Source organism: Novosphingobium mathurense, assembly GCF_900168325.1.
In the GTDB taxonomy this organism is placed as follows: Bacteria; Pseudomonadota; Alphaproteobacteria; order Sphingomonadales; family Sphingomonadaceae; genus Novosphingobium; species Novosphingobium mathurense.
The window spans coordinates 118,264-131,506 of sequence record NZ_FVZE01000003.1 but is presented as its reverse complement, the minus strand read 5'-3'; the positions used below and the strand labels follow the sequence as shown (position 1 = coordinate 131,506).

The 13,243-nt window shown below is 61.7% G+C and carries 10 protein-coding genes; 9 read left to right on the top strand and 1 reads right to left on the bottom strand.

Annotated elements, in window-relative coordinates; genetic code table 11:
* The first annotated feature begins 121 nt into the window (after nt 1-121).
* The 8 genes from B5483_RS11670 (at nt 122) to B5483_RS11635 (ending at nt 11,144) form a co-directional block, all read left to right on the top strand.
* Nucleotides 122-1,036 (top strand): SMP-30/gluconolactonase/LRE family protein, encoded by a 915-nt coding sequence (locus tag B5483_RS11670; RefSeq protein ID WP_079730479.1) that lies wholly within the window; start codon nt 122-124, stop codon nt 1,034-1,036.
* Between the two features lie 160 nt (nt 1,037-1,196).
* Nucleotides 1,197-3,404 carry a TonB-dependent receptor gene (locus B5483_RS11665; protein WP_079730478.1) on the top strand — a complete coding sequence of 736 codons (2,208 nt, stop codon included), beginning with the start codon at nt 1,197-1,199 and terminating at the stop codon, nt 3,402-3,404.
* Nucleotides 3,405-3,412: 8 nt separating this feature from the next.
* Nucleotides 3,413-4,456, top strand: a complete 1,044-nt coding sequence (locus B5483_RS11660) for a CaiB/BaiF CoA transferase family protein (RefSeq protein ID WP_079730477.1) — start codon at nt 3,413-3,415, stop codon at nt 4,454-4,456.
* Between the two features lie 19 nt (nt 4,457-4,475).
* Complete coding sequence (locus B5483_RS11655; protein ID WP_054947550.1) at nt 4,476-5,678, top strand: acetyl-CoA C-acetyltransferase; 1,203 nt, start codon at nt 4,476-4,478, stop codon at nt 5,676-5,678.
* A 23-nt stretch (nt 5,679-5,701) separates the two neighbouring features.
* Entirely contained in the window at nt 5,702-7,876 is a 2,175-nt protein-coding gene (locus B5483_RS11650) for a 3-hydroxyacyl-CoA dehydrogenase NAD-binding domain-containing protein (protein WP_079730476.1), read from the top strand.
* A complete protein-coding gene (locus B5483_RS11645; RefSeq protein ID WP_079730475.1) occupies nt 7,873-8,274 on the top strand; it encodes a nuclear transport factor 2 family protein in 402 nt (133 codons plus the stop codon). The genes B5483_RS11650 and B5483_RS11645 overlap by 4 nt, the downstream gene beginning before the upstream one ends.
* A 46-nt stretch (nt 8,275-8,320) precedes the next feature.
* Complete coding sequence (locus B5483_RS11640; RefSeq protein WP_231634746.1) at nt 8,321-9,484, top strand: CaiB/BaiF CoA transferase family protein; 1,164 nt, start codon at nt 8,321-8,323, stop codon at nt 9,482-9,484.
* Nucleotides 9,485-9,596: 112 nt separating this feature from the next.
* Nucleotides 9,597-11,144, top strand: coding sequence for an acyl-CoA synthetase (locus B5483_RS11635; protein ID WP_079730474.1), 1,548 nt, complete (start codon nt 9,597-9,599; stop codon nt 11,142-11,144).
* Between the two features lie 88 nt (nt 11,145-11,232).
* Here B5483_RS11635 and B5483_RS11630 read toward each other — a convergent pair whose 3' ends face one another.
* Entirely contained in the window at nt 11,233-11,814 is a 582-nt protein-coding gene (locus tag B5483_RS11630; RefSeq protein ID WP_139383975.1) for an FMN-dependent NADH-azoreductase, read from the bottom strand.
* Nucleotides 11,815-11,991: 177 nt separating this feature from the next.
* Between B5483_RS11630 and B5483_RS11625 the strand changes: the two genes are divergently transcribed.
* Nucleotides 11,992-12,996 carry a LysR family transcriptional regulator gene (locus tag B5483_RS11625; protein ID WP_079730472.1) on the top strand — a complete coding sequence of 335 codons (1,005 nt, stop codon included), beginning with the start codon at nt 11,992-11,994 and terminating at the stop codon, nt 12,994-12,996.
* Nucleotides 12,997-13,243: the final 247 nt, after the last annotated feature.

The window sequence follows — 13,243 nt, the reverse complement described above, 5'->3', positions numbered from 1 at the left end:
GTTGACCCGCCAGCAATTCATTGGCGGACTTGCCGCGTGCCTGCTCCTGCGGCCTCTTGAGGCGGCAGCGAAACATAAGGAAAACCCGGGCGGAACGAGCCTGGCACAGAGAGGATCGTACATGGAACTGGAGATTGTTGCCGAGGGCCTTGGCTTCCCCGAAGGCCCTATTGCCATGGCTGATGGTTCGGTCATCGTTGTGGATACCCACGGCGGTCGTTTGTTGCGAGTGGCGATGAATGGCGCTGTCAGTCCGGTGGCGGAAACCGGCGGCGGTCCGAATGGCGCAGCGATCGGACCGGACGGCATGATCTACGTCTGCAATAACGGCGGCTTTGCATGGTCTGAGCTCGAAGGCGGGCAACTCATGCCTCATGGTGTGCCGAGCGATTATCGGGGTGGTTCGATCCAGCGGGTCGATCCCGAGAGCGGTCGCGTCGAGACGCTTTATACCGCCTGCGAAGGCCGCGCCTTGCGCGGGCCCAACGATATCGTATTCGATACGCAAGGCGGCTTCTGGTTCACCGATTTTGGCAAGACAAGTGAAGACCGTGTCGACATCGGCTATATTTATTACGCAAAGGCCGATGGGAGCGGTATCCGCCAGGCATTGGGCGGACTGAACGGTCCCAACGGTATTGGTCTGTCTCCCGACGAGAAGACGCTTTACTGGGCCGAAACGCCCACCGCGCGTCTTTGGGCTGCCGAAATTTCAGGGCCGGGGCAAGTCGCACAGGCGAGCGTTCCATGGCTGCCGGGACGACTTGTCCTGACGATGCCCGGCTACTGCTACTTCGACAGCCTTGCAGTCGAACGCGATGGGCGAGTCGTCGTCGGCACCCTTATTGAGGGTGGGCTGACGGTAATCGCCCCCGACGGGGCGCACGAACACATCGCCTTCCCTGAGATCGGTATCACGAATATCTGCTTCGGGGGCAAAGACATGCGTGATGCCTGGGCGACCGCGTCCAGTTCCGGTCGCCTCTACCGGCTGCGCTGGCCTCGCCCCGGTGCGTCTACCGCCTATAATCGTTGAAGAATTCTTGCCGACGGGCCGGCAGTGGCCTCACTCCCCTTTGTTATTCGTCAAAATAATAGATATTAAACGTCAAAAGATTTGACATGAAGGTGCAACGTGAGCATGGTCCGGCTCGACCCTTCCAGAATGAAGAAGGGGTCTGTGATGGAGAGGATTGATGACTCGCACCTATTTCAGCCTGGCCGGATGTTCGATGATGGCGATGGCGCTTGCTTCCGGTGTGCACGCCCAGGAAGCGGCCGTAGATGACGGCAAGCCGGCGATGTCCGAAGAAGTACCGGCAATTGTTGTGACCGCGCAGCGCCGGGCCCAAAATCTGCAGGACGTCCCTCTCGCAGTCTCGGCCCTCGATTCCAGCCAGCTCAAGAATGCTGTCGTTCAATCGGTTACGAACCTCGACGGCAAGATTCCCAACGTCATTCTCGAGCCGGTCGGAGCCATTCCCATTGCCGGCACCTATGCCATTCGTGGACTTGGATATTCCGATGTCCAGTCCGCCACCGAACCCACTGTCGGTGTTGAGGTGGACGGAGTGTACCAGGCTCGTAACGTCGGTACCGTTCAGGACTTCTACGATATCGACCAGGTCTCGATCCTGCGCGGTCCGCAGGGGACCCTCTACGGCCGTAACACGATCGGCGGTGTTGTGAGCCTGAGGACCAAGCTTCCGGGTGACAGGCTCGCGGTTGAAGCGCTCGGTACATTGGGAAGCTATGGTCGACGGGAGTTTCGCGGCTCGATCGAAGGTCCGGTTATCGAAGACTTGCTCAAACTGCGAGTCTCGATGCTCGAAACCCACTATTCCGGCTTCTATCACAACGATTACGAGGGCGGTGACGGCCGTCGTCTTGGCAAGCGCAATGTATCCGGCGTGCGCGGCACTCTGGTTCTGACGCCCGCCTATAACTTCGATGCGACGCTGATCGTCGACCACAGTGACGAAAAGGGCACGGGAACGCCGCTGACCAATGTCAGCCTGCCCGGCATGGTGCTGCCGGCCTACGGCTACCCCGCCGATCCGGATCAACCGCCTTACCATACCAACGTCAACGGGTTTCCGGACGGCGATATGCGCGCGGACATCAGGACGACCGGCGAGACGCTCCAGTTGAACTGGGCGCCGGGTGGAGTGAAGCTCACATCGATCACCGGATATCGCCGCACTGCCAGCGCGGTGGATAGCGATTTCGATGGTACACCGATCAGCTTTCTCAACATTGCCAATCACGAAAGGCATCGTCAGTTCAGCGAGGAACTGCGCGTCGCTTCCGACAATGACGGCAGCCCCCTGACCTATGTCTTTGGCCTGTACTATCTCTGGCAGCGCTACAACAACGATACCGCGCAGACCGGTCTCATTTTCGGGGGCGAGGACGCCGGGTCGAAGCTGATTACGGCCCAGACTTCGAAGTCCTACGCCGTATTCGGACAGATCGATTACAAGGTAACGGATCGGCTTACGCTGACCGTCGGTGGTCGGTATAGCCACGATAGAAAGCGCTTCACGATTCAGCCCTTGTTCTATCCCGCGTCGCAGACCTTCTCGAAGCCGTTCAATGACTTTTCGCCCAAAGCGGCAATCAGCTACCAGTGGACGAAATCGCTGTTGACCTACGTGCAGTATTCCCGCGGATATCGTTCCGGCGGGTTTAACGGGCGAGCCGGTAATTTCGATGTCGTCGGTCCTTACGACGCTGAGCATGTCGACAGCTTCGAAGGTGGCCTGAAGAGCTCCTGGTTCGGCAACAGGCTGATTGCCAACTTGGCGATCTTCACTGCCGACTACTCCGACATGCAGCAGTCGGTTCAGCAGGTTCTGCCGGGCACAACGATCAACCAGACGTTGACGACGAATGCGGCCAGCGCGACCCTTCGCGGTGTCGAGGGTGAACTTACGGCAAGGCCGGTGCGCGGCCTGACCGTGACCGGAACCTTCGGTTATCTCGATGCGCACTTCAACGACTTCACGGCCAACCTGGGCGATGGGCTTGGCGAGATCGACCGTTCGAACCTTCCGCTCAGCTTCGCCCCCAAGTGGAACGCCAGCCTGACCGGCACTTACGAACTTGAAACGGACCTCGGCACCTTCACCTTCCAGGGCAGCGGCCGTTACCAGAGCCGGATCTACACGAGCTTCACGCCGCTGAACGTGCAGACCGACGCCTTCATACGACCCAAGAACGTATCTTTCGATGCCAGCATCGGTTTCCAGTCCCTGGATGAGCACTGGCGCGTCTCGCTTTACGGCAAGAACCTGAGCGACCTCAACCTCATGAACAACAGCTTCTCGCTGGGGTCGCTTCTCGCCCTACGTGCATACCAGCCACCCCGCGAATTCGGCGTGCAACTGGGACTGAGCTTCTAGGACTGGCCATGGCAGGAGCCCTCGAAGGACTGAAGATCGTCGAACTGGCCGGGATCGGTCCCGGCCCGTTCGCGGGGATGATGCTGGCCGATCACGGAGCCGAAGTGATCCGCGTGGAGCGGCCCGGCTTCGTTGTCGACAGCACGGATGTGCTGGCCCGTTCTCGCACGCGGATTGCGCTGGACCTGAAAGATCCGGCTGCAATCGAAGCCTTGCGCGAACTGGTTCGCTCAGCCGATGCGCTGATAGAAGGGTTCAGGCCCGGGGTTATGGAGCGTCTCGGACTTGGCCCTGAAGTCCTGCTCAAGGACAATCCGCGTCTTGTCTATGGTCGGGTGACCGGCTGGGGGCAAGAGGGCAGGCTCGCCAAGGCAGCCGGGCACGACATCAATTACATCGCGCTCACCGGCGCCCTCAATGCTTTCGGCCGCACCGGGGAGAAGCCGACCCCGCCCATCAACATGGTCGGCGATTTCGGCGGCGGTGGCATGATGATGGCTTTCGGCTTGCTTGCGGGGATCCTGTCCGCGCGGCGCACCGGGCAGGGGCAGGTAATCGATTGCGCGATGACCGATGGTGCGTCGCTTCAGATGAGCATGATCTGGGGTTTTCGCAATCAGGGAATCTGGAACGACGAGCGCGGGACAAATTATCTCGATACCGGCGCCCCCTACTACGACACCTACGAGACGGCCGACGGCAAGTATGTCGCCATTGGTTCCATCGAGCCGCAGTTCTATGCGCAGCTGCTTGAGAAGACCGGGCTCGCGGAGGATCCGATCTTTGCCGAGCAGAACGATCCGGCAACGCTTGAAGCCCGCCGCGAGCGTCTCTCCGCAGTCTTCGCAAGCAAGACGCGGCAGGAGTGGTGCGAGATCATGGAAGGCACAGATGTGTGTTTTGCCCCCGTCCTCGATTTCAATGAAGCGCCAAACCATGCGCAAAACCGCGAGCGCTGCGCCTTCATCGAGCTGGATGGCGTCTGTCAGCCCGCGCCGGCACCCCGATTTTCACTGACACCCGCCCCCGCCCCGCGTGCGCCGGGGCGTTGAGCCGCCCAAGGAGATCAACGTGAGAGAAGCTTACATATTTGATGCCGTGAGGACCCCACGTGGCCGCGGTAACGCCAAGGGGTCGCTGCACGAAGTGACGGCGATCTCACTTTCGACGCAGGTGCTTCAGGCGCTTCGTGATCGCAACGGGTTGGATACGGGCAAGGTGGACGATGTCGTCATGGGCTGCGTCGCGCCGCTTGGCGAACAGGGTGCGAATATCGCCAGGGTCTCGGTCCTCAACGCCGGCTACGCGCAGACTGCGGCTGGCCTGCAGGTCCATCGCTTCTGCGCCTCGGGCCTCGAGGCGTGCAACATTGCGGCGGCAAAGATCGTCTCGGGCGAGGCGGACGTCGCCATCGGCGGGGGTGTGGAGAGCATGAGTCGTGTCGCCATGGGATCGGACGGTGGCGCCTGGTCGGCCGATCCTGACGTCGCATCGCGCACTTATTTTACCCCACAGGGCATCGGTGCCGACGTCATTGCGACTCTCAACGGTTATTCGCGTACGGATGTCGACGCATATGCAGTCGAAAGCCAAAAGCGTGCTGCCGCGGCCTGGAGCGAGGGGCGCTTCGCCAAGTCGATCGTGCCCGTGCAGCACGCTGGCATCACCGTTCTCGACCGTGACGAGCACATGCGGCCGGACACGACGTTGGCAGGTCTCGGAGCCTTGAAGCCCGCGTTCGAGCGGATGGGAGCGGACGGTTTTGATGCCGTCATTCGCCAGCGCTATCCCGAACTGCTTGCAGTCGATCACGTGCATCACGGCGGTAACAGCTCTGGCATCGTCGACGGGGCGGCCGGTGTGCTGATCGCCTCCCGCGAGGCCGGGGAGGCAATGGGTCTCAAGCCGCGGGCCAGGATCCGGGCGATGGCTTCGATCGGTTCCGAGCCTTCGATCATGCTGACGGGTCCGGTTGCCGTTACGCAGAAGGCGCTGGCCCGGGCAGGCATGACGAAGGCCGATATCGACCTCTTCGAACTCAACGAGGCGTTCGCGAGCGTCGTGCTCTTCTACATGCAGGAACTTGGCATCGACCATTCGCAGATCAACGTGAACGGCGGCGCCATCGCCATGGGGCACCCGCTCGGTGCGACCGGGGCGATGATCCTGGGAACCCTGCTTGACGAGATGGAACGCTCAGACCGTGAGACTGGGCTCGTTACGCTCTGCGTCGGCGCTGGCATGGGCACGGCAACCATCATCGAACGCATCTGACCGGCCCACGCGAAGGAGGTCCCATGAAGAACTTTACCATTACCGTTGACGCCGACGGCATCGCGCTCGTCAGCTTTGATGTTCCCGGGCGCACCATGAACACTTTCACCGACAGTGCCGTCGCCGATCTGGATTTGCTCGTTGAGCGAATCCGCGCAGACGGCGCGATCAAGGGCGCCGTCTTGGCTTCGGGCAAGGCCAACGCCTTCTGTGCGGGCGCCGATCTCGGGGAACTGGGTGAAACGGCCGGCGGACAGGCGAAAGGTGCGACCCTCGCCGCAGCCCTGCCGGTGACCAGTCGCATGAGCCGGGCACTGCGTGCGCTGGAGACTGTCGGCAAGCCGGTTGCCGCTGCTCTTGAAGGGCTAGCTTTGGGCGGCGGTTTCGAATTCGCCCTGGCTGCGCATCGCCGCGTTGCCGCCAGAGGTGTCAAAGTCGGTCTGCCTGAAGTGACTATCGGACTTCTCCCTGGCGCCGGGGGCACCCAGCGGACTACCCGGCTTGCGGGGCCGCGCAAGGCCCTCGACTTCATGCTCGGCGGCAAGCCGATGGATGCAGAAACGGCACAGTCGATCGGGCTTGTCGATGAGGTTGTGGAGCCGGGCGAGGCGGTCGAGGTCGCCAAGGCTTGGATCCGCAATGGCGGGGAGGGCGTGCAACCCTGGGACGTCAAGGGCTACAGGATGGAGCACGGCCCCTATACCCCGGCGGGCAGCGGCGTGTTCATGCTCGCTGCAGCGCAAGTGCAGGCCAAGGGCATGCACAATTATCCGGCGCAGGAGAACATCGCGCGTTGCGTCTACGAAGGTTACGGCCTGCCGATGGACGCGGCCCTGCGGGTCGAAGCACGCCTCTTCCTGGCCACGCAGCAGACACCGCAAGCCCGCGCAATGATCCGTTCGCTCTTCGTGTCAAAGCAGGCCAACGCCAAGGGCGCCGGTCGTCCCGAGGGCGTTCCGCCCAGCAAGGTGACCAAGGCTGCCGTTCTTGGCGCCGGCATGATGGGCGCCGGGATCGCCTTCGCGCAGGCGCGCGCCGGAATTGAGACCGTGTTGATCGACACGAGCCAGGAGGCTGCCGACAAGGGCCGCGCCTATTCCGAAGCCATCGTTGAAAAGGCGGTGTCGCGAGGAACGATGACCCGCGAAGAGGCCGATGCGCTGATCGCTCGAATCCTTGCGACTACGGATTACGAGGCGATCGCCGGAGCCGACCTCGTCGTCGAGGCCGTATTTGAGGATCGCGGGCTCAAGGCTGACGTCACGGTCCGGGCGGAGGCCGTGCTCGCGTCCGAAGCGGTCTTCGCATCGAATACGTCGACTTTGCCGATCACCGGTCTGGCCCAGGCGTCGAAGCGACCTGCCAACTTCATCGGTATCCATTTCTTCTCGCCGGTCGACCGCATGGAGTTGGTCGAGATCATCGTTGGCAAGGAAACCAGCACCGAAACGCTCGCCAAGGCGGTCGACTACTGCAAGCAGCTCAAGAAAGTTCCGATCGTCGTTAACGACAGCCGCGGGTTCTACACCAGCCGCGTCTTCGATTCCTATCTTCGCGAAGGATTCGAGATGCTGATGGAAGGCATTGCCCCGGCGATCATCGACAATGTCGGACGGATGACTGGCATGCCGCGCGGGCCACTGGAACTGACCGACGACGTTGCCATCGATCTGGTCGACAAGGTGGCTCGGCAAGCCCGTGTGGATATGGGTCTGGGCGAACCCAGCGGCGGTAGTGACAAGATGCTGATCGATCTCGTGGCGGCTGACCGCCTCGGTCGAAAGAATGCCAAGGGCTTCTACGATTATCCCAAAGGCGAGCCCAAGCGGCTCTGGTCGGGCTTGGCCGAAATGTTCCCGGTCAAGGTCGCGAAATCCGATCCCGAACTTCTCGAGAAACTCAAGCGCCGCTTCCTTTATCGTCAGGCGGTTGAAACTGCGCGGTGCCTGGATGAAGGCGTACTCACCAGCGCTCGCGATGCCGATGTCGGCGCCATTCTGGGCTGGGGCTTCGCAACCTGGACCGGAGGCCCCGCCAGCCTGATCGACATGGTGGGCGTCGCCCGCTTCGTTGAGGAATGCGACGCATTGGCAGAGGAACTGGGCGATCGCTTCGCGCCGCCTGCGCTGCTGCGCCGGATGGCCGAACAGGGCGATAGCTTCTATCCTGCGCCAAAGCCGCTCGAGGCTGCTGCGTGAACCGGGATGAGCGCATCAGGGCAGTGGCAGAGCGCTTCTTCGACGCCATCGAACGCGGTGACGTTGAGACAGTGCGCGATGTCTACCACCCCGATGTCGTGATCTGGCATGCGACCGACCGAACCGAAAGCAACCGCGAGGAAAACCTCGCGGTGCTGGAGGGTTTCGTCGCCCGGGCTAGTGACCGTCGATACGAGAACCGGACGCTCGAAGTCTTCGCCGACGGTTTCGTGCAACAGCACATCGTTACCGGCACACGACGGGACGGGATGCGGCTTGAGATGGCGTCCTGCGTGATCTGCAAGGTGCAGGACGACCGGATCGTCCGACTTGACGAATATTTTGATTCCGCCGCCCTTCCACAGTGGTTCGCGATGGATGAGATCGCATCGCGATAACTTTGCATGAACGGCGGCATGCTGAAGAAATAAAAGGAGAATTGGGGTGACAGACCCTGTGAAGGCCGGGCCGCTGCAAGGCATCAAGGTTATTGAACTGGGACAGCTCATCGCAGGCCCGTTCTGTGGCCAGCTCTTGGGCGACATGGGCGCCGAAGTTGTCAAGATCGAGGCGCCGGGTGCCGGCGATCCTATGCGCAACTGGGGGCAGGGCAAAACTCCGGTCTGGTGGCAGGTCATCGCCCGTAACAAGCTGTCCGTTGCATTGGATCTGCGTTCTCCGGACGGTCAGCAGACCTTGCGCGACCTCGCGGGCCAGGCTGACATCCTGATCGAAAATTTTCGCCCCGGAACGTTGGAGAAGTGGAACCTCGATCCTGTCGAACTGCGCAAGATCAATCCCGGACTGATTGTGGTGCGTGTGTCCGGTTACGGGCAAACCGGTCCCTACGCTTCCCGGGCCGGCTTCGGCGGTATCGGTGAGGCCATGGGCGGCTGGCGCGCGATCGTCGGAGAACCCGACCGGGCGCCTTCGCGCATGGGAGTCTCCATCGGTGACAGCCTGGCGGCCACTTACGGCTGCATGGGGGCGCTTGCCGCGCTGCACCACCGAAGTGAGAGCGGGCAAGGCCAGATCGTCGATGCCTCGCTTTATGAGAGCGTGTTGCAGGTCATGGAGAGCCTGATTCCGGAATACGCGGTGGCCGAGCATAAGCGCACTCGTACCGGATCGGTGCTACCGGGCATCGCCCCGTCTAACGTCTACCCGTGCAGTGACGGTGAATATCTGATCGGTGCCAATCAGGACGCTGTCTTTGCTCGGCTATGCAAGGCCATGGGCCGGGCCGAGCTCGCCGAGGATGCACGATACAGCACCCATCTTGCCCGTGGTGAACATCAGGTGGAGCTGGACGCCCTGATCGGTGAATGGACCTCGCAATTGACTGTTGCCCAGGTCGAGGCGGCAATGATCGAGCACGGTGTTCCGGCCGGGCGTATTTTCGATGCGCAGGACATGCTCGAGGATCCGCATTTCCGTGCGCGCGAAGCGGTCGTAACGCTTGACCACCCCGATTACGGCCCGGTGCCGATGCAGGGTGTTTTCCCGAAGCTTTCGGCAACGCCCGGTTCGGTGCGCAAGCTCGCCCCGCGCGAGATCGGGGAGGATAACGCCGACGTTCTGCAGCGGTGGCTCGGTCGGACCGAATGAGGCAGGCGATCGGGCCCGTAGATGAAGGCTCGGGGCCGTCCGGACCGATCGGCGATGTCCGTGCAGTTCACTTTGGGTGCACGGTTGGAATTACAAGTTTGGAGTATCTGGGATGAGGATTACTCAGGCGCTAGGCCGTGCTGTGACCGTCAGTGCGGATCATGTTGCGACGATAGATGGCGATAGACGCAAGACCTGGCGGGAGGTTCGTGAGCGCGTCGCCCGCCTCGCGGGAGGTTTCCGCGCCGCGGGCCTGCGTCCGGGAGACAGGCTGGCGATCCTCGCCAACAATTGCGATTTCTTCTTCGAAGCCTATTTTGCATGTGCCTGGGCAGGCGGCACCCTCGTGCCGCTCAATACAAGACTGGCGCCGGCCGAACTCGCGTTTCAACTACGCGATGCGCAGGCTCGGCTGCTGCTTTTCGGTGCGGAGTACGAAGATGTCGCGCGGGGCCTGATCGAAGACGGTGCGATCGGAAAGTTGATCGCCATGGACGGGCCGTCGCCGGTCTGCGAGCTCCATCTCGACGATATGGCGAGGAATGCGCGGCCGGTCGAGGAAGCGAACCAGGCCGATGATGATCTGGCCGCGATCTTCTACACCGGCGGCACCACCGGTCTGCCAAAGGGCGTCATGCTCAGCCACGGCAATCTGCACGTGATGGCGTCGAACTTGCTCATGTCGATCTCGGTCGACGAGAACTGCGTCAATTTTCACGCGGCGCCCATGTTCCATCTTGCTGACATCGGTACCCTGTTCTGCACCATGGTCGGCGGGACGCACGTGTTCATGCGCAGCTTCGATGCCGATGCGATGCTGCGCGCGATCGACCGGCATCAGGTCACCCATTGCTTCACGGTTCCGGCGGTTATCGAGCGCATGGCCAAGTCTGACCTTGCGACCACGCTTGATTTGGGATCGCTTCAGGTGCTGGGCTATGGCGGATCGTCCATGCCCGCTGCCGCGCTGGACTATGCCCGGCAGCGCTTTCCGGGCGTCGACTTCATTCAGGGGTTCGGCCAGACGGAATTCCCGGCGGCGACCTTCCTTTCCCCCCGCGATCATCGGCCCGATTCCGATCCGTCGCTCTTGCGTTCATGCGGCCAGGTGTGCCTCGGCTATGAAATCCGTATCGTGGATGAAGAAGGCCGCGAAGTTCCTGCCGGTACGGTTGGCGAAATCGTCGGGCGAGGCGGTAACGTCATGCAGGGATACTGGAACCGGCCGGAGGAAACCGCCCATGCCTTGCGTGACGGCTGGTTGCATACCGGTGACGTCGGCTATGTCGACGAGAAGGGCTATATCTACATCACCGACCGCCTCAAGGACATGATCGTGTCAGGTGCGGAAAACGTTTACTCGATCGAGGTCGAGAATGCGCTTTCGTGGCACCCTTCGATTGAGGAAGTCGCCGTTATCGGCGTGCCGGATGCGACCTGGGGAGAGCGGGTCCACGCGGTGATTGTGTTGAAGCAAGGCTGTCCCACTCTGGACCTCGCCGAATTGTCAGAGTTCTGCCGCAGCCGCATCGCGCGCTACAAGACGCCCAAGAGCATGGAAACCCGAGATGCGCCTCTGCCACGCAGTGCTGCGGGCAAGGTCATCAAGCGCGACTTGCGCAATGCCTGGCTCAAACGAAATGAGGCGGCTGCGACCTGATCTCTTCAGGAGACGGAGAGCCTGGCCATTCGTAAGGCTAATTGAAAGGGACGCGTCCGCGACTACGGGCGCGTCCCTCATCGCTTCGTCAGGTTACTGGTGCCGTGCCGCGGATCTGCAGTTCGGCGATCTGGTCGAGCGCGGCCTTGAGCGATGCTTCGCGCTGCTCGGGACTGATCGCGATGCCCTCCGCAGCGATGACTGCCGGGTCGGTGATGCCGATGAAGCCGAGCATCGCTTTCACGTGGCTTTCAGCGTGCTCCATCGCCGCCATCGGCCCTTCCGAGTAGAAGCCACCACGGCCCATGCAGACGAAGACGTGCTTGTCGCCGGCAAGGCCCTGCGGTCCCTCTGCGGTGTACCGGAACGTGCGCCCTGCGACGAGGACGTGGTCGAACCAGGCCTTGAGTTGCGTCGGCATGCCGAAATTGTACATCGGCACGCCGATCACCAGGATATCGGCGGAGAGCAGTTCTTCCACCAGGGCCGCGGATTCGTCCCCGGCCAGTGCGGGCAGGGTGACGTGGGGCAGCGGTGCTGCGGCGAGGTCGCGGTAGGTAACTTCGATCGCGGGATCGTTTTGCTTGAGGTGTTCGACCACGGCGGCCGAGATCGCCCGGGTCGCCGAGTTTTCGTTCAGGATGCTTGAATCGAGATGCAGAAGCTTCACGTGCGGTCTTTCGTTGGGAATGAAGATCGGCAAATAATATGACGAAAGGTGTGGCCGGCGCAAGTCGGGCAGCCACACTAGCCGGGTAGCATTGCGCGTTGTGCGCGGACCGATACCCTTGCTAAGCATCCGTTATTCGTTCCCGGCCTGATTATCCAGGGAGCGGCGGAGAAGGCGATGCGATTTGGAAGGCTGGATCTCAACCTGCTGGTTGCGCTCGACGCTCTGTTGACGGAGCGCAGCGTTTCTCTTGCTGCGGACAGGCTGTGCCTTTCGCAATCGGCGACTTCCAGCGCGTTGGGTCGGCTACGCGACTATTTCGGCGACGAACTGCTCGTCGCGAAGGGACGTAACATGATCCTTACCGCGCGTGCCGAAGAACTGATCGATCCGGTTCGGACGGTTCTCGAGCAGATCCGCAGCACGATCACCGTTGTGCCGCCCTTCGATCCGGCAACGGCCGACCGGCAGATCCGCATCATGGCCTCGGACTACTCGACCGAGGTTCTTCTGGCACCGGCCCTGGCAGAGATCGCCCGGGCTGCACCGGGCATTCGCTTCGAGATCCAGCCGATGAACGATAACCCGGTGGAGATGCTCGAGCGCGGCTATGTCGACCTTCTGCTGACCATCGACTATGCCATCTCCACCAATCACCCTAGCCAGATCCTCTTCGAGGACGACTACGTGGTCGTCGGTTGGGAAGGCAATCCGGCGATGCAGAACGCGATGACGCGCGAGTGCTATTTCCAGCTCGGCCATGTCACGGCGCGTTTCGGCAAGGCGCGGGTCGCTGCATTCGATGACTGGTTCGTGCGGCGCCAGAAGCAGCAGCGGCGTGTCGAGGTCGTCGCGCCGACGTTTCTCTCGCTTGCCGGGCTGGTGATCGGCACCGAGCGCATCGCCACCGTTCATCGCCGCATGGCCGAGACTTTTGTGCGCAACCTGCCACTGCTCATGCGCGAGACACCTTTCAGCATTCCGTCGATCCGCGAAGCGGTGCAATGGCATGTTTCCAACAACAACGATCGAGCGCTGCGCTGGGTCGTCGAACGATTGGAAGCAGCGGCGCGCCTGACGGAGAGCGCGGCCAATGTCGTCCCGCTCGGAGATGCATCGCCCATGGAAGGCGAGCGTGAGCAGATCGAGCTGGAATACCGGATGAACACACCGAACTTGTAGTTCGCCCAGGACGATGCATCCGGTGCTCGGTCTGCATTCGAGTTCTGACAGTCCTGTTGTGCCCGGCGGGCATGAATTGTGCAAGCTTTCGCGCTCCTGCGAGGCCGCTAGCAATGCCAATGCTGGCCTGCGCATAAGCGTCCCAAGTTCGAACATTCGATTTCATGGATAGGAATGCATCTGATCAATCCATGGAACCGGATTGAGGCAGATCAAGAAAAACGTCGCGCCGCCAAGCCATCCCGAT

Excerpts from the sequence above, each read along its gene's own strand:
- B5483_RS11625 (WP_079730472.1), top strand. The coding sequence starts at position 11,992 with ATGCGATTTGGAAGGCTGGATCTCAACCTGCTGGTTGCGCTCGACGCT.
- B5483_RS11650 (WP_079730476.1), top strand. The coding sequence starts at position 5,702 with ATGAAGAACTTTACCATTACCGTTGACGCCGACGGCATCGCGCTCGTC.
- B5483_RS11635 (WP_079730474.1), top strand. The coding sequence starts at position 9,597 with ATGAGGATTACTCAGGCGCTAGGCCGTGCTGTGACCGTCAGTGCGGAT.
- B5483_RS11660 (WP_079730477.1), top strand. The coding sequence starts at position 3,413 with ATGGCAGGAGCCCTCGAAGGACTGAAGATCGTCGAACTGGCCGGGATC.
- B5483_RS11665 (WP_079730478.1), top strand. The coding sequence starts at position 1,197 with ATGACTCGCACCTATTTCAGCCTGGCCGGATGTTCGATGATGGCGATG.
- B5483_RS11670 (WP_079730479.1), top strand. The coding sequence starts at position 122 with ATGGAACTGGAGATTGTTGCCGAGGGCCTTGGCTTCCCCGAAGGCCCT.